Origin of the sequence: Salinirubellus salinus (assembly GCF_025231485.1) — an archaeon.
Classification (GTDB): Archaea; Halobacteriota; Halobacteria; order Halobacteriales; family Haloarculaceae; genus Salinirubellus; species Salinirubellus salinus.
The window spans coordinates 2,192,545-2,213,742 of record NZ_CP104003.1; the positions used below are offsets into that span (position 1 = coordinate 2,192,545).

Genomic DNA, 21,198 nt, shown 5'->3' on the forward strand with positions numbered 1-21,198 from the left:
ATACGCCGGGCGACGACGTAAAACCACGCGTCGCGGTGGTCCTCGTCGGCTCAGCGGTTCGCGGCGACACGCACGGGCTTTAGGTTCGGGCGCCGCCGAGACCGGGTATGCTCATCACGCTCGAGGGGATCGACGGCTCCGGGAAGACCACCGTCTGGGAGGCGCTCTCGGCCTCCGGGACGCTCCCCGAGGACGCCGTCTTCACCCGCGAACCGAGCGAGACGTGGTACGGGAAGAACGTCCGGCGGTCGCTCGCCGACCCCGACGCCGACACCTTCGCCGAACTCTTCCTGTTCACCGCGGACCACGCCGACCACCTCTCGCGCGTCGTCCGGCCCGCCCTCGCCGAGGGGAAGGTGGTCGTCTCGGACCGCTACTCGGACTCCCGATACGCCTATCAGGCGGCCAGTCTGGCGGGCGAACTGGAGCGGCCGATGGAGTACATCAAGGGCGTCCACGCGCCGTTCACCCGACCGCCGGACGCGACAGTCTACCTCGACGTGCCGGCCGAGGTGGGTGCCGGCCGGGCGGGCGCGACGGACAAACTGGAGCGACGCGAGTACCTCGAACGGGTCCACGCGAACTACGAGCGTCTCATCGAGGCCGAGCCCGAGCGGTTCGTCCGGGTGGACGCCACGCAGTCGCCGGAGGCCGTCCTCGCGAGCGTGGAGGACGCACTCGAGTACGTCCTCGAGGGCTGAGTCAGTCGCCCGCGCGGTACTCCGCCGGCAGCTCCACGTCGTCCGGCGCGGGCATCCAGAAGTAGTCGAACGCCACGCCGAGTGCCATCGGCAGGACGACGGTGATGCCGAAGACGAGCGCGGCGCTCCCGAGGTTCCCTCCGAGCCCGGCGATACCGGAGAGGATGAGGACGACGACCGTGAGCACGACGGGTTCGATGAGGAGGGCGAACACCACCGGCCCCCAGTCGGTGTCGAGCCGGACGCGGAAGAACCGGGTCATGAGCGCGGCGAGCCCCGCGTTGACACCGACGATGACGAGGAGGCCCACGACGTCGACGACGGAAACCATTGCGCCACAGTTGGGGTTCCGTGCTCTTTGCTCCTCCGCTCGATGGTGGCCCACCCTCGGGGTGCCAGCCCCTCGCTCCGGTCCCGTCCACCACAACCACTTTCGCGGGACGCGCCCACGGGTGACGGTATGCACCGGGTCATCGGCGAGCGAGACGTAGACGAGACGCCGTTCGACGAGGAGGACGCCCGCGACCTGCTCTCGGAGATGGTCAGGGCGCGCGCGTTCGACGAGCGGGCGCTCTCGCTCCAGCGGCAGGGCTGGATGTCCGGCTACCCCCCGTACCGTGGGCAGGAGGCCTCGCAGGTGGGGGCGGCGGCGGCGATGCGCGAGGCCGACTGGCTGTTCCCGACCTACCGGTCGAACGCGATGCAGCTGGCCCGCGGGGTCCCGCCCCGCGACGTCCTGCTCTTCCGGCGCGGGTTCGCGGAGTTCAACTCGGACCACGCGGTCCGGAACTTCCCGCAGGCGGTCCCCATCGCCACGCAGTTGCTCCACGCCGTCGGCTTCGGGATGGCCGAGAACTACGGCGCCGGCGCGATGGTCGGTGAGCGCGAGACACCCGCCGAGTCCGCCGTCGTCGCCTACCTCGGCGACGGCGCCACGAGCGAGGGTGACTTCCACGAGGCGATGAACTTCGCGGGGGTCTTCGAGACGCCCGTGCTGTTCTTCTGCGAGAACAACGGCTGGGCCATCTCAATGCCGCGCGAACGCCAGACCGCCAGCGACTCCATCGCGGTGAAGGCCGAGGCCTACGGCTTCGAGGGCGGGCAGGTCGACGGGAACGACCCGCTCGCCGTCCGCGAGTACGTCGAGCGGGCACTCGAGCGGGTGCGGGCGGGCGAGCCGTTCCTCGTCGAGAGCCTGACCTACCGGCAGGGACCACACACGACGAGCGACGACCCCTCGCGCTACGAGGACCGGGCGGGCTACCCCGAGTGGCGGACGCGCGACCCCATCGAGCGTTACGCCGAGTACCTCCGGGAGCAGGGCGTCGTGGAGGAGGGGTTCGTCGAGGCGGCCCGAGAGGCGGCCGACGAGGAACTGAAGGCGGCCGTCGAGGCCGCGGAGGCCGAACCGACCCCCGAACCGGGGACGGTGTTCGACCACGTCTACGAGGACCTGCCGCCGCGGCTGCGTGCCCAGCGGGCCGAACTGCTGGAGCGCGTGGACTGAGGGCGCCCGCGACGACCGCGGCTCCGAGCGACGGCGAGCCTACTCCAGACAGACGTAGGTCTTGGTGTCGATGACCCCCGCGAGCCCGCGGGTCTGCGTGGCGACGGTCCGCATCAGGTCGTACACCTCCGGGGTCTCGGCCTCGACGATGAGGTCGTACTCGCCCGCGACGACGTGCGCCTCGGTGACGCCCTCGAATCCCGTGATCTCCTGGCGGGTCTCCTCGGCGCGTCCCGCGTCGATCTTCACCATGATGAACGCACGAGCCATGCTACCGTGTTCCACGGTTCGGAGCAAAAACCTTCGCCCGTCCCGCTCTGGGCGCCCGCGGGTCACTCGGGGCGGCTCGCCCCCGAACCGTCTTGGGGACGGCACCCCCAGTACGGGTGTGGAGCGCCCCGTCGACCCACCCGCCCGCTGTCCGGTCTGTGACACCGTGTACGACTCCGTCTCCAGACACGGCGAGGGCGACGGCCTCGTCGTGAACCTCCGTGTGAACCGGCGCTACGCGCGGGTCTGTTTCGACCCCGTCACCGTCGACGGGAGCGCCCGCGTCGACTTCTACCACCACACCCACGCGCAGGTCGGCCGAAGCGAGCCACCCTCCGACCGGACGGTCCTGCCGGCGGGCGGCGTCGGGGCCGACGACCGGTGAGACGGGCGCGTCGGCGGAAGCGAGAGTGGGTCCGGGGGAATATTCATGGTAACACACGACATACCCCGTCCCATGCGATTCATCATCGTGGGCGCAGGACGCGTCGGGATGCGGACCGCGCGGGTGCTCCGCGAGGAGGACCACGAGGTGGTGCTCGTCGAACCCCAGCGGGCACGGGTCGAACGCCTCGCCGAGGAGGGGTTCACCGTCGTGGAGGGCGACGGGTCGGACGAGGAGGTGTTGCTGGACCTCGACCTCGATTCGGCCGACGGCCTCGCGGCGCTCACCGGCGACCTGACGGTCAACTTCGTGGCGTGCATGATCGCCAAGGCGCACGACTGCCGGACGGTGCTCCGGGCGGACAGCGACTACCGCGAGTACGTCGTCCGCAAGTACTCCCAGGACGTCGACGAGGTGGTCTACCCCGAACGGCTGGGCGCCGTCGTCGCCAAGAACGCCCTGCTGGGCGGGAACATCCACGCTATCGCGGACATCTCGCCCACGGTGCAGTTGGTCGAGCTCACCGTGACCGAGTCCTCGCCGGTGCGTGGCTACACGCTCTCGGAGGTGGAACTGCCGGCCGACGCCCGCCTCCTCGGGTTCGGGAAGGCCGGCGGGCGGATGAACCTCCCCGAACCGGACCAGTCACTCGAACTCGGCGACCGGGTCATCGTCATCGCGGACTACGACGTCCTCCAGGACGTCCGCCAGCTGGTCGTCGGACAGACGGCACCCGTGGCCGCCGCGGGGGGTGTCTGAGATGGTCACTGCCTACGTGATGGTGAAGGCCCACACCGGCGACGCGGACCGCTTGCAGGGTGCCATCGGTGACATCGAGGGGGTGACCTCCTGTCACATCGTCGCCGGAGACGTCGACCTCATCGCCAAGGTGGAGGTCGAGACGCCCGCGGACGTGAAGGACATCGCCGCCACGCAGATACAGAACATCGACGGCGTCGAGGACACCCAGACGTACGTCGCGATGGACTGAGCGAGCTACAGCGGCATCGGGTCGCCGCTCCCGTCGCCGTCCCCGCCGCTGGACCGCGCCGAGGAGAGCAGTTCGGAGACCGGCGAGCCGTACTGGTAGCCCGGCACGATACCCTCGACGTACGTCCCCTCCACGTACTCGGCCATCGCCTTCGTCATCCGGGGGACGTGGTCGGCGTTCCCCCACTCGAACTCGAAGGTGGCGACTGCCTCGTCGGCGACCCGTTCGACCTCGTAGGCGTCGAGCGAGAGGTCCTGGCGGACCGCGCCGGGGGCGTCCTCCAGTCGAAGCGCGAACGTGTCGAACCACCCCTCCTCGACGGCCGGGCCGACGGCCTCCTCCGTCGTGGCAGAGAGCATCGGAACCCGGACCTCGAGGCTGTAGACGAGCGCCCAGTCGTCCGTCTCCTCGGCGGTCACTCGCCCGCCGAACGTGCTCGTGGTCACGACGAACCCCTCGCCGTCGCGCTCGAACGCGTCGTGGGCGTCGAACGCGCGGACGAACTTCTCCGGAGCGTCTGCTGTCATCGGTCGTGGTAGGGACGGGAGGATGAAGAGGGCGTCGGGACCGGCCCCGCGGGGGAGCAACCGAAACGGACTTTCGGGGGACGGCCGGAGCGTCTCACGAGCGGGGGTGTCCGAGTCTGGCCAAAGGAGGCGGACTTAAGATCCGCTCGCGTAGGCGTTCGAGGGTTCGAATCCCTTCCCCCGCACTGCCGCTCCGAACGAACGTGAGGAGCGTGCAGTGTGTCCGGAAGGGTTCGAACCAGGGAGGACGCGAGCGAAGCGAGCGTCCGACCGTGGTTCGAATCCCTTCCCCCGAACCCGTGGCGAACCCTCAAATACCAGCACGCGACAGCCACCCCGTGACCTGACGGTCGACCGGGGGCGCAGCGCGGTCGCGTGGCACCACGCTCCCGGCCTCGGGCTGTGGTGCCACCTGCTCGCCTACCAGTCCACCGAGAGCGTGCCGTCCCCGTTCGGGTCGGGCGAGAGCTCCTCGTTCGTCCGCCGGTCGACGACGTGGATGACGCCGCGGTCCTTCTTGGCCGGACAGATCTCCGCCGCCCGGACGTTGTGTTCGAGGTCCTCCTCGCCGAAGAAGTAGACGTGGGGCTTGGCGATGCCCGTCTCGAACGAGAGCTCCCAGTTGGTGGACACCTCGGCGCACTTGCCCGCGCCGATGCACTTGTTCGCCTCGAAGATGATCTTGTAGGGGGCCTCCTCGACGGGGGGCGCGTCGCGCTCGCCGATGTCGGAGGGGTCGATGGGGCCGTCCTCTGCCATACCGGTCGTCCGGGCGGCGTCGGTTTGTCGCTGTCGGTCGGCCGTGCGTGAGCGGCGCGGCCGTCAGTCGTCGCCTGCCGCGGCCGGCTCGGCGTCGGGGGAGGTCCCGCGAGCGGCGGCCTCGAGCCGACGGAGGAGCGCGGGGCGAGCGACCGCGTAGACGCTGTCGCCGGCCTCGAGGACGCGGCTGCGGGAGGGGAGGGGTTCGACGGCACCCCCGCTGGGGCGGACCGCCGCGACGGCCACGTCGAGCGACCCGACGGGGACGCCGACGAGGTCACCGTCGGCCGCGACGGTGACGACGCCCAGCGTCTCCTCGGCGGCCCGGAGCAGCGAGACGAACTCGCGGTCCGGGCGGGGTTCGACCGGGAGCGTGACGAGTCGGTAGCGGATTTCGGAGTCGAGCGCTGGCGCCTCGGCCGCGTCGACGGCGAGTGTGACCACGTCCTCGACGACACCACGGACCTCCGCGAGACAGACCCGTTCGGGACCGTCGGGTGTCGGCCGGTAGACCTGGACCACGTCCCCGGCGCTGGCGGCGAACGCGGGGTCGGCACGGACCGCCACGGCCGCCGACTCCGGCGGGAGCGTCGGGCCGAGGCCGGCCTCACGCGAGCCGACGGCGAGGAACTCGACGACGCCCTCCTCGGTCAGTTCGACGTCGACGTAGCCGACGCCGTAGTCGGTCCGGAGGCGTTCGACCAGTCGCCGTCGCAGTTCGTCGACGGTGAGCCGACGCGGGAACACGAGCGTCTGACCCGCGAGCTTCGCCTTCGTCCCCTCGTCGACGGGGTCGTAGCCATCGGCGTCGACCACGTCGTCCGCGACCGGGAGCTCGACCGTCGTGGAGCGACCCACGGACCGGACGATGGTGCTGACGTCGGTGTCGATGCGGCCCGCGCCCGTCAGCCCGACGACCGCCTCACCGAGTCGGTCACCCGTCCGCCCGCCGGCGACCGCGGTCACGGCCGCGAGACCGAACGCCGCGACGTTGAACAGCACCGACTGCGCCGTCGGCAGGTCGCTCGTGTCGATGACGCCCTGGAGCGCGCCGAGCGTGGTGATGCCGACGGCGTTGAGGTAGATCGAGACGCCACTCACGCCCACGAGCACAGCCAGCCCCTCGGGAACGCGGCTGCGGGCGTACCAGCGGTGGAGCGCGCCGATACCCGAAGCGAGCCCGCCGGCCAGCAGGGCGATGCCGACCAGCCGGGCGACGACGCGGAGGAGGTCGTCACCGAGGCCGAACTGGAGCGGGAGCGCTACCATCAGCCGACCACCCCCGCGAACGTCGACAGCGCGTCGCGTGTCCCGATAGCGAACACCTCGTCGCCGGCGGCGAGTCGCTGCTCACCGCGGGGGGCGAACGTCCACGTCCCGCCGCTCCGGACGGCGAGCACCGCCACACCGTACTCCTCGCGCACGTTCGCGCTCCCGAGCGTGACACCGTCCAGCCCCCCGTCGGGCCGGACGGTCAGCCGCCGGAAGCGGCGGCCGGCCCGCCGCAGGAGCGAGACGAGTTCGAACTCCCGGCGAGTCCCGCGGGCCGCGACGACGACCCGTGCCCGGTCGGCACGCAGGAGCGCCGGGGCGTCGCTCCGCGCGACGGCCACGGTCACCCGCCCCTCGCCGCCGGCGGCGGCCGGTGTCGACGACGGGGGCATCGCGTCCTCCTCGGTGGCCGTGCCGCCGTTCGTCGCCACCGACGAGGGCTCCTGTTTCGCCCCGTCCGAGCGGACGCTGACGACGGTGCCGGCGACCGTCGTCTCTGCGGTGTGGACGGTGATCTCGTCGCCGCGGGTGAGCCCGGTGGGAACGAGCGTCTCGACGGAGACGGCCCGCTCGCCGGTCGGGACGCGTTTCGAGACGCCCGAGAGCGGCGGCGCCGCCGCGACGCTGGCGTTCCCACGCTCGTCGATACCGACCGTCACCTCGCTGCAGTCGAACTCCGTCCGGAGCCGCTCGGCGAACCGCGTCTCCAGTTCGCCGAGCGGGAGGTCCGCGGGGAGGCGCCAGTCACCCTCCCGGATGGCGGTCCGGGTAGCCGGCGAGAGCGGCGGATACCCCTCGATGTCGTCCACCTCGCCGACGACGCGGAGCCGGACCTGCCCACGGCCGCCGACCAGTTCGACCACGTCCGTCGAGAGCGTGCGCTCGCGCAGTCCCTGCAGCGAGACGCGGCGGGGGAACGTCGCCCCCATCGCGTCCCCCTTCGCGTGGGCGTACAGCGTCAGCATCAGGACGACGACGATGGCGACGACGATGGCCGTCGCACTGGCGTTCTGTCTGAGCGCCGCGTCGTTGAGCGCGAGCAGGCCGCCGTTCACGCCGGCGATGGCGAGACCGAGGACGACGACACCGAAGCCGGGGATGCTGACCCCCGTGACGTACTTGAACACGAACCCGAGGGTCCACGCGACCAGTCCGGGGATGATACCGGTGAGGATACCGAGGTAGATGCCGAGCAACACCTCGACCGGGAGCGAAGCCATAGTTTCCGTCACCGGACGCGGGAACATACCTGTACCGAAGCGGACGGTTTAACCTCCGGCCGCTGGTCGACTCCGGTATGGCGCGGAGCGAGGCGGCGGGCCGCTCGCGGTGGGTCAGGCGGCTGTTCGGCCCACGAGCGGCTGTCACGCTGGCCGGGCTCGTGGCGCTCCTCTCGGTCGCGACCGGCATCCTCAACATCGGATCGACCAGCGTCTCGGGGCCGCTCGCGGAGGTCATCCCGCCGACCGTCCAGCAGGCCGTCGGGTTCACCGGCGCGCTGACCGGGTTCCTGATGCTGGCGAGCGTCGCCGGCCTCCGCCGCGGGTTGCGGGCGGCGTGGTACTCCACGCTCGTCCTGTTGCCGGTGACCGCGCTCCAGGGCCTCGCCCAGTCGAACGTCGTCTCCTACCCGCTGGTCGGGCTGTCGGTGGTCTCGGTCCTCCTGTTGCTGTTGAACCGCCGGCCGTTCGAGCGCGATATCGACCTCTCGACGACGCAGGTGGCGGCACTGGCAGCCATCGTCGGCGCACAGGTGTACGGCACCGCCGGCACCTACGCGCTGCGCGAGGAGTTCACCAACGTCCAGACGCTGACCGACGCGTTCTACTACACCCTCGTGACGGCCTCGACCGTCGGCTACGGCGACGTGGCCCCAGTGCCGGACTCGGACCGGGCGACGCTGTTCGCCATCTCCGTCATCGTCGTCGGCACGGCGTCGTTCGCCGCCGCGCTGGGGACACTGCTGACACCCGCCATCGAAGCCCGCCTCGCGAACGCACTCGGAAACATGAGCGACTCACAACTCGACCTGCTCGACGACCACCTCATCGTGGTGGGCGTCGGCGACCTGACCGCACCGATACTCGAAGAGGTGGCAGACCTCGGCGAACAGTTCGTCGTCGTCACCCGCGACCCGGAACGTGCCCAGCGTCTCCGCGAACGCGGCTACGAGGTCCTCACCGCCGACCCCACCGAGGACGAACCCCTGAAGCGGGCCGGCGTCGAACGGGCACGCGCGCTCGTCGCCGCGACGGAGGACGACGCGCAGGACGCCCTCGCGGTGCTGGCCGCCCGCGAACTCAACCCCGGCCTCCGTATCGTCGTCTCCGCCACCGAGCGCGAGAACGAGAAGAAGCTCCGGCGAGCGGGCGCCGACGAGGTGCTCTCGCCGGCGGCCATCGGCGGCCACCTGCTCGTCCTCTCGGCGCTCGGCGAGGAGGGGATGAGCGCGGTGGCCGACCGCATCCTCGGCACCGAGGAGGCCGACGAGTCGGAGGAGGTCGACCTGCCGTGAGCGAGGTCGACGAGCGGGTCGCCGCCGGTGAGACCGTCGAGGCCCGCCACGAGGGGCGGGAGACGTGGCTCCGGACGGACCGCCGACTGCTGCGGGAGACGGCCACCGGGGTCGAGACGGTCGGACTCGACGCCGTCGTCGGGGTGCGACGCACGAGCGGTGACCGCGACACGCGGTACCTCGTCGCCGGGCTGGCGGCGCTCACGCTCGCCGTCGTCGTCCCGACCGTCGCCGCCGCGGTGAGCGTCTCGTTCTTCGCCGTCGCGCCGGTCGCGGCGCTGCTGGCACTCGCCTGCCCGCTCGCCCTGCTCCTGTGGTATCAGTCCTCGACCGTGTTCCTCGAACTGCGGCTGGACGACCCGGCACGGGAGCCGTGGCGCCTCCCCGACACGGAGGCGGCGGCGGCGTTCCTCGCACCGTTCGAGTCGGACTAGGCTAGCCGTTCCGGTCGAGGATGGCCACGTCGCACTCGACGGTCTCCAGTCGCTCGAACGTCGGGCGCGAGACCAGACGTGACGCCGTCGAGCGGTCCCCCGAGGACCCGACGACGACGAGGTCGTACTCGCCGGCGACGCGTGCGAGGTACGACTCGATAGGGAGCGCCGCGATGTGGGTCTCCACCTCCCGGCCGACCGTCTCGACGAGGTTCGAGAGCATCCGCGAGGCCCCGCTCCGCTCGCGCGAGGACCCGATGCAGTGGACGACGCTGACCCGGCCCCCGTCCCGGGCGAAGCGGGTCGCGAACTCGATCATACGGTGGGCCACCTCCCCCGCCTTGCGCACCGGGACGAGCACGTCGCGCCACTCGGTCCGACCGTCGACCGACCGGTGGACGAGGACGTCCGTCTCGGAGCGGAACAGGTCGCCGACGAACCGCGTGAGCGTCCCGTCTGCCGTCTCGTACCCCGTCACCACGAGGTCGCAGTTCGTGTCGGCGACCACGTCGAGGACGGTAGCCGCCGAGGCCCGCCCGTCGGCCGCGCTCACCAGCACCACCTCGGTCGGGACGCCGTAGCGTCGCTGGAGGTCGGCGGCGACACGCTCCAGTCGCGTCGCCGAGAGCGCGGTGTCCCCCTCGTGCCCCTGGACGGTCGTCCCGTCGTCCGGCGTCCCTCCGTCGGAGAGCGGTCGGCCCTCCACGCCGACGGGCACGTCGAACTCGGTGACGGCGTCCTCGTCGACCGTGCCCAGGAGGACCACCTTCGACCCCTCGTGGCCCGCGGTGAGCGCCGCGCCGAGGTGGGCCGTCGCCAGCGGGTAGTCGCCGCGCCACGGCACCAGCACCCGGTCGCCCCCCTCGATTGAACTGTAGAGGTAGCGCGCCCGTTCCTCGAAGAGGTGCCGGCGCCAGAGCACGAACACGCCGGTGACGAACGCACTGGAGAGGAAGACACTCACCACGTACGCCTCCTGCGTGGTCCGGGTGACCAGCGTGAGCAGGGCCGTCGAGAACGCCGCGGGTTCCTCGAGGTCGAGGGCCCACGTCGTCGCCGCGGCGAGGAACACCGACAGAGCGGCCCAGAGCGCGGTCACCTCGACCGCGGCGGGCGTGACCCCCTGGACGCGGGCACCGACCTGCACGGTGGCGTAGCCGACGAGCGCCCCCGTCGTGAGGCCGCCGACGAACCGCCACGGCGAGGCGAACCGTCCCTCCGGGTCCGAGAACAGCGTGTACGTCGCCGACGCCAGCGGCGGGAACAGGAAGAACGACACCTCCTGGATGGCGAACCGGTCGGCGAGGTACGACACCGCCGCCACCAGCAGGGGGACGAACACGAGGATGGAGAGGTGGATGAGGTTGTTCGTGTGTTCGAGCCACGCCCGGAGGTCGCGCACCTCGCGGCGTTCGAGGCGGCGGAGTCGGGCGGCCACCCGTCGGAGGCGTTCGGCGAGTCCGTCGGGTGCGTCCATCGTCTCGGCCCGGGTTCGGGGCAGGCCGGCAAAGGCGTTACGTGACGGAACCGTCGATGGGAAACGCCTTAGTCCGGCGTCGGCCACCTCCGGGCATGACCAGCGTCAAGGAGTTCCGGGTCAGCGAGGCGGCGACGCCGGACCGCCTCGGTCGCGGGGCGTTCGTGTTCACCGACGACTACTCGGTGTTCGACTGGGGGAAGATGCCCGACGCCATCCCGAACAAGGGCGCCGCGCTCTGTGCGATGGGCGCGAAGAACTTCGAGTTGCTCGAGGCCGCGGGCGTCCCGACCCACTACCGCGGCGTCGTCTCCGGCGGCGACGTCCGGACCCTGGAGCGGGTCGGCGACCCGCCCCGCGAGATGGCCATCGACCTCACCCGCGTGCCGGACCTCCCTCACGAGGGCCGCACGTACGACTACGACGCGTTCCACGCCGAGGCGGGCGAGAACTACCTGATTCCGCTCGAGATCGTCTTCCGCAACCGCGTCCCCGTCGGGTCGTCGCTCCGCTCGCGGACCACCCCGGACGCGGTGGGACTCGAGGGCGAGGAGTGGCCCGACGAGGCCGTCGACCTGCCCGAACCGGTCGTGGAGTTCTCGACGAAGTTCGAGGAGTCCGACCGCTACCTCTCCGACGAGGAGGCCGACCGCATCGCGGGGCTCGCCGACCTCGAGGAACTGGAACGGGTCGCCCGGACCGTGAACCGCGTCGTCACCGACCGAGCTGCCGAGGCCGGCCTCGTCCACGAGGACGGCAAGATCGAGTGTCTCTACTTCGACGGCGAGGTCCGGGTGGCCGACGTGGTGGGGACGTTCGACGAGAACCGCTTCTCCTTCGACGGCCAGCAGGTCTCGAAGGAGGTCGTCCGCCAGTACCACAAGCGGACGCAGGCCGAGTGGGTCGAGGCGGTCGAGGACGCGAAGGAACGCGCGAAGGCCGAGGACGTGGCCGACTGGCGCACGCTCTGTGCGGTGAACCCGCAGCCGCTCCCGAAGCACGTCGTCGACGCGATGCGTGACCTCTACACCGCTGGCGCGAACGCCTACCTCGACCGGAACCTGTTCGACGCGCCGACACTGGAGGCGGCCGTCGAGACGGTGCGTGACCTCTGAGCGGCGGCCGACGTCGTATAAACGGGTGGGAACGAGCGGAACGTTTTAATCCGGAGCGGCGTGACTGATGGTGTCATGGTAACGTACCTCGTGGGCACGGACGGAGAGGAGGCCAGCGAGACCATCTGTGACCACCTCGAGACGGAACTGGAGGCCGTCGACGTGCTTGAGGTGGTGAACGTGCTCTCGTCGCGGGCGAACCGGGACGAGCGCCAGGCGGGTGAAGAGGCGCTCGCACTGTTCGAGGACCGCTTCGACGACCGCGTGACGGTGAACACCCGCCAGTTGAGCCGGGGGCGCTCGCCGGCGGACGAGATCGCGGCCTACGCCGAGGAGATAGCCGCCGACGAGATCGTGGTGGCACTCCGACGGCACACCCGGACCGAGCGGGTCATCTTCGGCAGCGTCTCCCACAAGCTCCTGCAGAAGGTGACCCGGCCCATCACGCTGGTACCGCTGCCGCAGTACCAGCCGGTGGTCTGAGCTAGTCGTCGCTCTCCTGTCGGCCGACGACCTCACCGAGGCCGTCGACCGGTCGGTCGGGGTTCAGGGCGTCGGCGTCGGGGTCCATCCCGAGCTGGTACGTGCCCGACGTCACGTCGTCGCGGAGCTCCGTCCGGCCGTGGTAGACGGTGGCTGCGTCGTCGAGGTGGAGGCGAACCGCCTCGATGAGCGCCTCGGCTTCGAGGGGCTGGCCCTTCCGCTCCAGTTCGTCGGCCGTCGCCCCGTCTGGCACGTCGAACGCCCGCTGGGTGATGATGGGCCCCTGGTCGAGGTCCGTCGTGACGTAGTGGGCGGTGACGCCCGCGATGCGGACGCCCTCCTCGCGGGCCTGTCGGTACGCCTCGGCGCCGGGGAACGCCGGGAGCAGCGACGGGTGGACGTTGATGATGCGGTCCTCGTAGCGGAACACGACGTTCGGCGAGAGGATGCGCATGTAGCGCGCGAGGACGACGAGGTCGACCTCGTACTCGTCGAACAGGTCGAGGACGCGGTCCTCGTCGGGGACCCCGGAGTCGTCGCCGACGTCGTAGAACGGCACGTCGTAGTGTTCGGCGAGCGGTTCGAGGTCGTCGTGGTTGCCGACGACGAGGCCGATGTCCGCACCGAGGTCGTCGTTCGACCACGCCTCGAACAGCGCCTCCAGACAGTGGGACTCCTTCGTGACCATCACCGCGATCTGCTGGGTCTCGCGGTCCGACGGGAACCGGGCCTGGATGTCGACGCCGAGCTCCGCGCCCAGATCGTCGAGGTCCTCGCGGAGCGTCTCGGGCTTGACGACCATGTCGCTCGTGTCGACGTGGAGCGTCATCCGGAACAGCCCCTCGCGGACCGCCTGGTCGAGGTCCTCGATGTTGATGCCACGCTCGAACAGCAGCGACGTGACGCCGGCGATGATCCCCTTGCGGTCCTCGCCGACGACGATTATCTCGGTGTAGCGGGTCACGGTACCCTCCGGGCGTGCGTATCGCTCATGAACCCGAGTCGGGAGAGCGCGCCGAAAAGCCGTTCGTTTCGGCCCGAGTTCGCGTCGCCCGCACCCACCGTCTTCCGAAAGGGGTTTGCCCCGCCGCCCGAGTCTCCCGGTATGACCGGCTACACCGCCACCGTCACGGTGCGCCTGAAACACGGCGTCCTCGACCCCGAGGCCGAGACCACGCAGCGGGCGCTGGAGCGACTCGGGTTCGAACTGGAGGACCTGCGTGCGGCCGACCGCTTCGAGATCGACCTCTCGGCCGAGGACCCCGACGCGGCCGAGGAACGCGCGGGAGAGATGGCCGAGCGCCTCCTCGCGAACCCCACCATCCACGACTTCGACGTGGAGGTCGCCGAGCGCGAATGACGGTCTCGTCCAGCGGGACGGCCACGGTCGGTGGACACACCGTGGGGTGTCGACAGTGACCGTCGCCGTCCTGAAGTTCGGCGGCTCGAACTGCGACCGCGACGCCGTGCAGGCGCTCGCCGACGTCGGCGTCGACGCCGAGCTCGTCTGGTACAAGGAGGGGCTCCCGACCGACGTCTCCGGCGTCCTCCTCCCCGGCGGCTTCTCCTACGGTGACTACCTCCGGGCCGGCGCGATGGCCGCGCGCGACCCCATCGTCGAGGAGGTGCGGGAGCGGGCCGGCAAGGTCCCTATCCTCGGGGTGTGCAACGGCGCTCAGATCGGCTCCGAGGCGGGCCTGACCCCCGGCGCGTTCACCGTCAACCGCTCGGCACGCTTCCAGTGCGAGCACGTCCACCTGCGGGTGGAGACGACGGACACGCCGTTCACCGCCGCGTTCGACGAGGGCGACGTGGTCTCGCTCCCCATCGCGCACGGCGAGGGGCGCTTCGAGACGGAGAGCGAGGCCGCCTACGAGGAACTCGTGGCGACGGACCGCGTGCTGTTCCGCTACTGCGACGCCGACGGGAACGTGACCGACGAGGCGAACCCCAACGGGTCGCGTGGCAACGTCGCCGGCGTCGTCGGTGCGGACCGCACGACGGCGGTGCTGATGCCCCACCCCGAGCGCGCGGCACTGGCGGACCTCCACGCCGGCACCGACGGCCGGGGCGTCCTCGAAGGGTTCGCCTGAGACGGGGCGCACGCCGGCGGGGACTCACGGAGCGGGAACCGGCGCGGCGCTCTTTGCCGCTCGGCACGGAGTCCGGACATGGACAGCACGGAACGCGGTCGGGCCGCCGAGGAGACGGTACAGGTGTGGCTCGTAGAGCGCACCTACTCCGACGACGAGCAGAACCTCATCATCCTGACGTACGCGACGCCGGACGGGACGCGAGACTACCGCAAGGAGCGCGCGCTCACGTCGTTCACCGGGGACCACCGGGAGACGACGGCAGCGGTGGCGGTGTCGCCGTCGAACCTCGGGACCGTCTCGGACCCGGAGACACGCGAGCGGTACGCGACGGAGGCACGGCGGATGCGCGATCGCCACGACCCCGACGACGCCATCTAGTCAGGGGTCGACGGTGGTGGGCGTTCGCGTCGCCAGCCACTGCCCGTTCTCCCCGCGGCTGGCACGTTCGCGGACGACGAACCACCCCGTCTCGAACTCGACGCTCTCGAACTCACCCTCACGCTCCATCTCGGACTCGCTCATCTCGTTCACCTACCTCGAGCCAGGACGACAGCGGACATTGCTACCCGCAGACTACCCGCGAGTTAATCCCGTGTTACTACCTGACAAATTCACGAACACGTGAGTTTAGACGGTGGATAACGGTCGCCTCGGGACCGCTCACGGCATCCGGGCCGAGCGGAACCGGCAGGGCGCCTCGGCCCCGACTCCCGGCCGTGATACCGTACTGCGAGTCGCCGTGGCAGCGGTCCGTGGGGGGCGGTGACTCCCTTATCGCGTCAGCGGCATCCCGTAGCTCTTCTCGCGCTCCATCACCGCCTCCCACGTCAGTTCGCACTCACACGAGACTTCGGAGAACACCGACGGGTCCTGTCGCAGGTCGAAGTCCTTCACGGCCGTCTGGACGAACTCGTCGCACTCCCCGCAGTTGTGCGCGCCGCGCTCGGACCCCGACCCGACGGGGTCCGAGACGACGATGGCGTCGGCGTCGGCGGTCCGCTCCAGCACCGCGCAGACCGACCAGAGCCACGGCGGGCGGTAGCCCCCGTCGTGGAACAGGTCCTCGACCATCGTGTGTCGCTGGACGTTGGTCGGGTTCATCGAGACGGTGTGACAGCCGTCGACGGCGGCACAGCGCTCGACGCTCGAGACCATGTCCTCGACCGCTTCGAACTCGGTGAGGAAGGCGGGCTTCAGCAGCAGGTAGGCCTTCACGCCCGCGTCGGCGTCGTCCTCCGTGGCGACCGCACGGACCTCGTCGCAGGCCGCCTCGAAGTCGCTGAAGTCGAAGTACTTGTTCACGCAGTCGTGGCGCACCCGGTCCGTGGCGGTCTCGAGGCCGACGGCCACGTCACAGGCGAGCCCGTGGTCGGTGAAGTCCCGGACCTTCTCGCGGTCCACGAAGTCCGGCAGGGACTCGACGACCATCCGGTCGCGGTCCGCGAACGTCTCCGCGATGGCCCGACGCGTCTCGGCGGGGACCTCGCGCTCGTCGAGGAACGACCCGGAGGTGTAGATCTTGACGAGCCCGCTCCGTTCGTCGGCGTTCTCGGCCTCGTGCTCCAGACACACGTCGATCTGGGCCATCAGGTCCTCGTGGCTCACGCTGCCGCCCTCGACGGACTCGGCGACGTAGCCACACATCGTGCAGCCCCCGGCACGGGCCCACCGGCAGCCGCCGGTGTTGAGTATGATGGTGAGACTCTGGTAGACGCCGGTCGGCGTGTTGTCCTCGTCGATCCACACCCGCGTCGGCTCTCGCGGGTCGTAGGTCCGGTCGCGCCGCCCGCGGATCTCACGCATCACCTCGTTGTGGGCGTCCATCCCCCGTCCCTGCTCGTAGACTTCGGGGTCGGGTTGGGGGTCGGGCTTGCTCATGGGCGGAGTACCGGGTCGGCGGGGAAAACGCCTCCGTTGTGCACCGGACGCGGCGAGAGAAGTGGACCGGGGAGTCCCCGGGGTCAGTTACTGAAGTCGGTACAGATGGGGATACCGAGCGTGTCGTAGTCGCTCATCGCCGCGAGCTCGTCCGGCACGCCGTGGATGTCGATGGTCTTCTCGACGAGCGCGGTGGGGTCGAGTTTCCCGGTCTCGATCATGTCCAGCATCTCGCTGTAGCGCGAGGGCTGCAGCCCGAGCGACCCCTTGAAGTCGATCTCCTTGGCCACGAACTCGTCGGTCGGGAGCGGGACCATCCCCGACTCCTCGCTCGTCGTCAGGCCGATCTGGACGTGCGTGCCACCCTTGCGCAGCGAGTTCACCGCGTTCTGGCAGGTGACGGCGATACCGAGCGCGTCGGCCGAGACGTCCGCGCCCCCGTCGGTCAGGTCCCGGACCTCCTTGGCCGGGTCGTCCACCTCGCTGGCGTTGACGGTGGCGACCGCGCCGAGCTCTCTCGCTTTCTCCAGTTTCTCGTCCATCAGGTCGACGCCGATGACGTTCGCGCCGAGCGCGTTGGCGATGTGGACCGCCGAGAGACCGATGCCCCCGCAGCCGTGGACGACCACGTCGTCGCCCGCGCCGACGGGTGCGCGGTGGGCCATCGCGTGGAACGAGGTCATGAACCGGCAGCCACAGCCGGCGGCGGCCTCGGCGTCGATGCTCTCGGGGAGCGGGACCGCGTTGATGTCCGCGTTCGGGATGTGTACCTCCTCGGCGAACGCGCCCGGGGCCTCGTTCATGAACCCGAGGCCGACGTGGTTCTCACAGATGTTCTCGCGGCCGTTGCGACAGAGGTCACACGTCCCGCACGCGAAGTTGAACGGGATGGCGACCTCCTGTCCCTCCTCTACGTGCTCCACCTCGCTCCCGACGGAGACGATACGGCCCGTCGGTTCGTGCCCGAGGACGTGCGGCGGGTCGGGCCGGTAGCCGAACCAGTCCCAGTCCCCCTGCCAGCAGTGCCAGTCCGACCGACAGACCCCACAGCCGAGCACCTCGGCCACGGCGCCGTGTGGCTCCGGCTCCGGCCGGTCCACCTCCTGTACGGTGAGCGGTTCCTTGAACGCCTCCAGCACTACTGCCTGCATGGCGAGTGGCACGTTAGCACATGTCTACAAAAGTGTTTTTCGAGAAGAATGTGAGACTCACGGACGGGGGAGCGAGACCGCCCGGCGCTCCGTCGATGGCCGGTCGCCGCGAGTCGCCAGCAGCCGGTGCAACCAGTTCCGGTTACGTCGGTGCGGCAACAATTACGACACTACGGCCCAACTAGGAACTGTTAGGGCTTACCATGACAGACTTAGGCGGCTTTCAGGACCACGTGGCCCGCGTCGACCTCTCCTCGGGTGAGGTGGGCTACCACGGTATCGACGACGAGGACGCGAAGAAGTACATCGGGGCGCGCGGCCTCGGCGTGAAGTACGTCTTCGACCAGGGGCCCGACGTGGACCCGCTCGGGGAGGACAACCTCCTCGCGTTCATGAACGGCCCGCTCACGGGCACGCAGACGGTGATGTCGGGACGCATCGCCGTCTGTACGAAATCCCCGCTCACGGGGACGGTGACGGACAGCCACCACGGCGGCTGGTCGGGCGCGCGCCTGAAATGGGCCGGCTTCGACGGCCTCTGCTTCGAAGGCCGGGCCGAGAACCCCGTCTACGCCGTCGTGGAGGACGGCGAGCTCGAACTCCACGACGCCTCGGACCTCTGGGGCAAGGGCGTCCACGACACCCTCGCGGAGCTCGAGGAGCGCCACGAGGGCGCCTACGGCAAGAACATGTCCGCGATGGCCATCGGGCAGGCCGGCGAGAACCAGGTCAAGTACGCCGCCATCCTCAACGAGGACGACCGCGCCTCGGGCCGGGGCGGCACCGGCTGCGTGATGGGCAACAAGAGGTTGAAGGCCATCGTCATCAAGTCGACGACGAAGATGCCCAAGCCCAAGAACCCGGAGCTGTTCCGGGAGGGCCACCAGCAGGCGATGCAGGTCATCCAGGAGTCGGACGTCACCGCCCCGAACGAGGGTGGCCTCTCGCTGTACGGGACGAACGTCCTCATGAACGTCACCGAGGAGACGTCCGGGCTCCCGTCGAAGAACGCCCGCTACACGTCCACCGAGGACGCCCGGAACGACGGCTACGGCGACGAGAACTACGACTCCGAGAAGGTCTCCGGCGAGAACGTCCGCGAGAACATCCTCGTGGACGAGCCGACGTGTCACTCCTGCCCGGTCGCGTGCAAGAAGGAGGTCGAGGTGACGACGATGCACAAGGGCGAGGAGATGAACGTCCGCACGGAGTCCTACGAGTACGAGTCCGCGTGGGCGCTCGGCCCGAACTCGGGGCACACCGACCGCGACCAGATCGCCCTGATGCTGCAGAAGTGTAACGACTACGGGATGGACACCATCGACTCGGGCAACACCATGGCGATGGCCATGGAGATGACCGAGGAGGGCAAGCTCGACGACCTCGGCGACGGTATCGAGTGGGGCGACACCGAGGCGATGGTCGAGATGCTCGGCCGCATCGCCAACCGCGAGGACGACCTCGCCGACCACCTCGCCGAGGGCCCGAACCACCTCGCAGAGGAGTTCGACGCCCACGACAACTCGCTGGCCGTCAAGGGCCAGACGATGGCCGCATACGACCCCCGCTGCATGAAGGGGATGGGCATCGGCTACGCCACGTCGAACCGCGGCGCCTGCCACCTGCGCGGCTACACGCCGTCGGCCGAGCTGCTCGGGTTCCCCGAGAAGGCCGACCCCTACGAGTGGCGGGGCAAGGGTGAGCTGACCATCGCGTTCCAGGACATGCACTCCATCTCGGACTCGTTCGACATCTGCAAGTTCAACGCGTTCGCGGAGGGCATCGAGGAGTACGTCAAGCAGTACAACGGCATGACGGGCCTCGACGTGAGCGAGGAGGAGCTGCTCGAGACGGGCAAGCGCATCTACACGCTCGAGCGGTACTACAACAACCTCAACGGGTTCGACGGTGAGGACGACTCGCTGCCCGCGCGCTTCCTGAAGGACGGCATCCCCGGACAGGGCGCGAGCGAGGGCGAGTACTGTGAGCTCGAGGAGATGAAGGAGGAGTACTACGAGGGTCGCGGCTGGGTCGACGGCGTCGTCACCGACGAGCGACTCGAGGAGCTCGGCATCGACATCGGGCCGGGGACCGGCGTCTCCAGGAGCGGTGGGGCGGCGGCACCGAGCGACGACTAGAACCCACGTTTTCCGCCTCGGGTGGCCTTCGGCCACCACTCGGCGCAAAAACGTGGGGAAAAAGTGCGCCCCTCGCTCCGCTCGGGGCGGGTGAAACGCCTCACTTCGTTCGGCGTACGCTGGTGAGACAGCCACCGCACCTTCCGCGACCGCTAGCGCCTAACCGTGGGGGCACCTCTCTCCACCATGCAGTCGTCCACCACCGCCGAAGAGTGGACCCACGACGAGACCACCCTCTCCGAGGTCACCCTCCACCACGTCACTGCCGGCCCCGAGGACGGCGACCTCGTGGTGTTGTTCCACGGCTTCCCCGAGTGCTGGTACGCGTGGCGCCACCAGATACCGGCGCTCGCCGACGCCGGCTACCGCGTGGTCGCCCCGGACCTCCGGGGGTACGGCACCTCCTCGCGTCCCGAACGAGTCGGGGCCTACGGGCTGGACCACCTGAGCCGCGACGTACGAGACCTCGTCGAGGCGTTCGACCGCCAGTCCGCCCACGTCGTCGGCCACGACTGGGGCGGCGTGGTGGCGACGGCGACGGCGCTCTACCACCCCGCGGTCGTCGACCGACTCGTCGTGCTGAACGCCCCCTACCCGACGAACGTGACCGACCAGTTCTCGATTCGACAGGCGCTTCGCTCGTCGTACGCCGCGTTCTTCCAGCTCCCGTCGGTCCCCGAACGCCTGTTCCGGGCCCGCGATTTCGCCCTGCTCGAACGCGCGTTCGAGGACGCCGCGCCCGGTGCGTACACCGAGTCCGAGCTGGCGGTGTACCGCGAGGCGTGGTCCCAGCCGGGGGCGCTGACGGCGATGCTCGACTACTACCGGGCGTTCGGCCGCGACACCGTGCGCGACCTGCTCGGCCGTGACTCGGCGTGGACCGCCGGCCGGCGGGTCAACGCCCCGACGTTGCTGCTCTGGGGCGAGAAGGACCGCGCGCTCGGCCCGGAGGTCCGCGAGGCGTTCGAGCGGGCGGTGCCCGACTGCCAGACGGAGCGCTACCCGACGGCGACCCACTGGCTCCACGCGGAGTTCCCCGACCGGGTGACGGGCGACCTCCGGGAGTTCCTCGACTAGGCCCCCGTCCCGGTCCCGGTCTCGACCCCGGTGCCGGCCTCGCCCTCGCTCTCTGGACCGGTCCCCACGACCACCGCCTCGCGTATCTCCAGGGCGCTCTCGAACTCATCGAGACGGTCTGCGTCTCGGCCGACCCAGCGCAGTTGCTCCGCGTGGGCGCGCCGGAGGGCGTCGCGCTCGCGGTCGTTCACCCCGAGCGTCGCCGCCAGTCCGTCCCAGTGGTCCGGTTCGACGAGGAAGACGACGAACCGGTCGTCCTCGTAGACGGCCTCGTACTCGCGGCGGTAGCGCGCCAGTTCGCCCCGGAGGTGGGCCTGCGCGGCGTCGACGAGGACCGGCAGTCGCCGCGGCGAGAGGCTCGCCTTCGCGCCGGCCAGCAACAGCACCTCACCGTCGAGCGGGTCACCGTTCGCCATCGTGCC

At 70.2% G+C, this 21,198-nt stretch carries 26 protein-coding genes and 1 tRNA gene; 15 read left to right on the top strand and 12 right to left on the bottom strand.

The genetic code is table 11. The features are described 5' to 3' along the window. The first annotated feature begins 107 nt into the window (after nucleotides 1-107). Nucleotides 108-701, top strand: a complete 594-nt coding sequence (gene tmk, locus N0B31_RS11735; protein WP_260591816.1) for a dTMP kinase — start codon at nucleotides 108-110, stop codon at nucleotides 699-701. A 1-nt stretch (nucleotide 702) separates the two neighbouring features. On the opposite strand, the gene N0B31_RS11740 is transcribed toward tmk, so the two are convergent. Continuing rightward, a complete protein-coding gene (locus tag N0B31_RS11740; RefSeq protein ID WP_260591817.1) occupies nucleotides 703-1,032 on the bottom strand; it encodes a DUF7991 family protein in 330 nt (109 codons plus the stop codon). Between the two features lie 129 nt (nucleotides 1,033-1,161). Here N0B31_RS11740 and N0B31_RS11745 point away from each other — a divergent pair, with 129 nt between their 5' ends. Further along, nucleotides 1,162-2,208 carry a thiamine pyrophosphate-dependent enzyme gene (locus N0B31_RS11745; RefSeq protein WP_260591818.1) on the top strand — a complete coding sequence of 349 codons (1,047 nt, stop codon included), beginning with the start codon at nucleotides 1,162-1,164 and terminating at the stop codon, nucleotides 2,206-2,208. Nucleotides 2,209-2,247: 39 nt separating this feature from the next. Here the strand turns inward: N0B31_RS11745 and N0B31_RS11750 are convergent, their stop codons facing one another. Further along, nucleotides 2,248-2,478 (bottom strand): Lrp/AsnC family transcriptional regulator, encoded by a 231-nt coding sequence (locus N0B31_RS11750; RefSeq protein WP_260591819.1) that lies wholly within the window; start codon nucleotides 2,476-2,478, stop codon nucleotides 2,248-2,250. A gap of 118 nt (nucleotides 2,479-2,596) precedes the next feature. Between N0B31_RS11750 and N0B31_RS11755 the strand changes: the two genes are divergently transcribed. The 3 genes from N0B31_RS11755 (at nucleotide 2,597) to N0B31_RS11765 (ending at nucleotide 3,854) form a co-directional block, all read left to right on the top strand. Continuing rightward, a complete protein-coding gene (locus N0B31_RS11755; protein WP_260591820.1) occupies nucleotides 2,597-2,863 on the top strand; it encodes a DUF8145 family protein in 267 nt (88 codons plus the stop codon). 72 nt (nucleotides 2,864-2,935) lie between these two features. Further along, on the top strand, nucleotides 2,936-3,622 hold the full coding sequence (locus N0B31_RS11760) for a potassium channel family protein (RefSeq protein ID WP_260591821.1): 687 nt from the start codon (nucleotides 2,936-2,938) through the stop codon (nucleotides 3,620-3,622). A 1-nt stretch (nucleotide 3,623) separates the two neighbouring features. After that, a complete protein-coding gene (locus N0B31_RS11765; RefSeq protein ID WP_260591822.1) occupies nucleotides 3,624-3,854 on the top strand; it encodes an Lrp/AsnC family transcriptional regulator in 231 nt (76 codons plus the stop codon). Between the two features lie 5 nt (nucleotides 3,855-3,859). Here the strand turns inward: N0B31_RS11765 and N0B31_RS11770 are convergent, their stop codons facing one another. Next, nucleotides 3,860-4,381: a DUF5813 family protein gene (locus tag N0B31_RS11770; RefSeq protein ID WP_260591823.1), complete on the bottom strand. Its 522-nt coding sequence runs from the start codon at nucleotides 4,379-4,381 to the stop codon at nucleotides 3,860-3,862. Between the two features lie 100 nt (nucleotides 4,382-4,481). Between N0B31_RS11770 and N0B31_RS11775 the strand changes: the two genes are divergently transcribed. Continuing rightward, nucleotides 4,482-4,566 (top strand) — tRNA-Leu (locus N0B31_RS11775). 235 nt (nucleotides 4,567-4,801) lie between these two features. On the opposite strand, the gene N0B31_RS11780 is transcribed toward N0B31_RS11775, so the two are convergent. The 3 genes from N0B31_RS11780 to N0B31_RS11790 form a co-directional block, all read right to left on the bottom strand. Next, nucleotides 4,802-5,140 (bottom strand): ferredoxin, encoded by a 339-nt coding sequence (locus N0B31_RS11780; protein ID WP_260591824.1) that lies wholly within the window; start codon nucleotides 5,138-5,140, stop codon nucleotides 4,802-4,804. Nucleotides 5,141-5,203: 63 nt separating this feature from the next. Beyond that, nucleotides 5,204-6,409, bottom strand: coding sequence for a DUF8167 domain-containing protein (locus tag N0B31_RS11785; protein ID WP_260591825.1), 1,206 nt, complete (start codon nucleotides 6,407-6,409; stop codon nucleotides 5,204-5,206). Then, nucleotides 6,409-7,632 carry a potassium channel family protein gene (locus N0B31_RS11790; protein ID WP_260591826.1) on the bottom strand — a complete coding sequence of 408 codons (1,224 nt, stop codon included), beginning with the start codon at nucleotides 7,630-7,632 and terminating at the stop codon, nucleotides 6,409-6,411. The genes N0B31_RS11785 and N0B31_RS11790 overlap by 1 nt, the downstream gene beginning before the upstream one ends. Before the next feature lie 77 nt (nucleotides 7,633-7,709). Between N0B31_RS11790 and N0B31_RS11795 the strand changes: the two genes are divergently transcribed. Further along, entirely contained in the window at nucleotides 7,710-8,927 is a 1,218-nt protein-coding gene (locus tag N0B31_RS11795; protein WP_260591827.1) for an NAD-binding protein, read from the top strand. Beyond that, on the top strand, nucleotides 8,924-9,361 hold the full coding sequence (locus N0B31_RS11800) for a hypothetical protein (RefSeq protein ID WP_260591828.1): 438 nt from the start codon (nucleotides 8,924-8,926) through the stop codon (nucleotides 9,359-9,361). The genes N0B31_RS11795 and N0B31_RS11800 overlap by 4 nt, the downstream gene beginning before the upstream one ends. Nucleotide 9,362: 1 nt before the next feature. Here N0B31_RS11800 and N0B31_RS11805 read toward each other — a convergent pair whose 3' ends face one another. Continuing rightward, complete coding sequence (locus N0B31_RS11805) at nucleotides 9,363-10,838, bottom strand: HPP family protein (protein WP_260591829.1); 1,476 nt, start codon at nucleotides 10,836-10,838, stop codon at nucleotides 9,363-9,365. 95 nt (nucleotides 10,839-10,933) lie between these two features. Here N0B31_RS11805 and N0B31_RS11810 point away from each other — a divergent pair, with 95 nt between their 5' ends. Together N0B31_RS11810 and N0B31_RS11815 are read left to right on the top strand one after the other, a co-directional pair. Continuing rightward, complete coding sequence (locus N0B31_RS11810; RefSeq protein WP_260591830.1) at nucleotides 10,934-11,953, top strand: phosphoribosylaminoimidazolesuccinocarboxamide synthase; 1,020 nt, start codon at nucleotides 10,934-10,936, stop codon at nucleotides 11,951-11,953. Nucleotides 11,954-12,028: 75 nt separating this feature from the next. Then, complete coding sequence (locus N0B31_RS11815) at nucleotides 12,029-12,436, top strand: universal stress protein (RefSeq protein WP_260591831.1); 408 nt, start codon at nucleotides 12,029-12,031, stop codon at nucleotides 12,434-12,436. A gap of 1 nt (nucleotide 12,437) precedes the next feature. On the opposite strand, the gene N0B31_RS11820 is transcribed toward N0B31_RS11815, so the two are convergent. Then, a complete protein-coding gene (locus N0B31_RS11820; protein ID WP_260591832.1) occupies nucleotides 12,438-13,400 on the bottom strand; it encodes a formyltetrahydrofolate deformylase in 963 nt (320 codons plus the stop codon). A gap of 141 nt (nucleotides 13,401-13,541) precedes the next feature. On the opposite strand from N0B31_RS11820, the gene purS reads away from it, so the two are divergent. The 3 genes from purS (at nucleotide 13,542) to N0B31_RS11835 (ending at nucleotide 14,910) form a co-directional block, all read left to right on the top strand. After that, nucleotides 13,542-13,796: a phosphoribosylformylglycinamidine synthase subunit PurS gene (gene purS, locus N0B31_RS11825; protein ID WP_260591833.1), complete on the top strand. Its 255-nt coding sequence runs from the start codon at nucleotides 13,542-13,544 to the stop codon at nucleotides 13,794-13,796. A gap of 55 nt (nucleotides 13,797-13,851) precedes the next feature. Then, the gene (gene purQ / locus N0B31_RS11830) at nucleotides 13,852-14,529 is read left to right on the top strand and encodes a phosphoribosylformylglycinamidine synthase I (RefSeq protein WP_260591834.1); all 678 of its coding nucleotides are present in this window, start codon (nucleotides 13,852-13,854) and stop codon (nucleotides 14,527-14,529) included. A gap of 78 nt (nucleotides 14,530-14,607) precedes the next feature. Beyond that, nucleotides 14,608-14,910, top strand: a complete 303-nt coding sequence (locus N0B31_RS11835; protein WP_260591835.1) for a DUF7967 family protein — start codon at nucleotides 14,608-14,610, stop codon at nucleotides 14,908-14,910. Here N0B31_RS11835 and N0B31_RS11840 read toward each other — a convergent pair whose 3' ends face one another. The 3 genes from N0B31_RS11840 to N0B31_RS11850 all read right to left on the bottom strand — a co-directional run bounded on the left by N0B31_RS11840 (nucleotide 14,911) and on the right by N0B31_RS11850 (nucleotide 17,561). Further along, nucleotides 14,911-15,054, bottom strand: a complete 144-nt coding sequence (locus N0B31_RS11840; protein ID WP_260591836.1) for a hypothetical protein — start codon at nucleotides 15,052-15,054, stop codon at nucleotides 14,911-14,913. 249 nt (nucleotides 15,055-15,303) lie between these two features. Then, nucleotides 15,304-16,410, bottom strand: a complete 1,107-nt coding sequence (locus N0B31_RS11845; RefSeq protein WP_260591837.1) for an archaeosine biosynthesis radical SAM protein RaSEA — start codon at nucleotides 16,408-16,410, stop codon at nucleotides 15,304-15,306. Between the two features lie 83 nt (nucleotides 16,411-16,493). Then, entirely contained in the window at nucleotides 16,494-17,561 is a 1,068-nt protein-coding gene (locus tag N0B31_RS11850) for a zinc-dependent alcohol dehydrogenase family protein (protein WP_260591838.1), read from the bottom strand. 203 nt (nucleotides 17,562-17,764) lie between these two features. Between N0B31_RS11850 and N0B31_RS11855 the strand changes: the two genes are divergently transcribed. Next, nucleotides 17,765-19,699, top strand: a complete 1,935-nt coding sequence (locus N0B31_RS11855) for an aldehyde ferredoxin oxidoreductase family protein (RefSeq protein ID WP_260591839.1) — start codon at nucleotides 17,765-17,767, stop codon at nucleotides 19,697-19,699. 186 nt (nucleotides 19,700-19,885) lie between these two features. Then, nucleotides 19,886-20,776: an alpha/beta fold hydrolase gene (locus N0B31_RS11860; RefSeq protein ID WP_260591840.1), complete on the top strand. Its 891-nt coding sequence runs from the start codon at nucleotides 19,886-19,888 to the stop codon at nucleotides 20,774-20,776. On the opposite strand, the gene N0B31_RS11865 is transcribed toward N0B31_RS11860, so the two are convergent. Further along, complete coding sequence (locus N0B31_RS11865) at nucleotides 20,773-21,192, bottom strand: DUF8048 family protein (protein ID WP_260591841.1); 420 nt, start codon at nucleotides 21,190-21,192, stop codon at nucleotides 20,773-20,775. The two genes, N0B31_RS11860 and N0B31_RS11865, sit on opposite strands and share 4 nt — an antisense overlap. Between the last annotated feature and the right edge of the window lie 6 nt (nucleotides 21,193-21,198).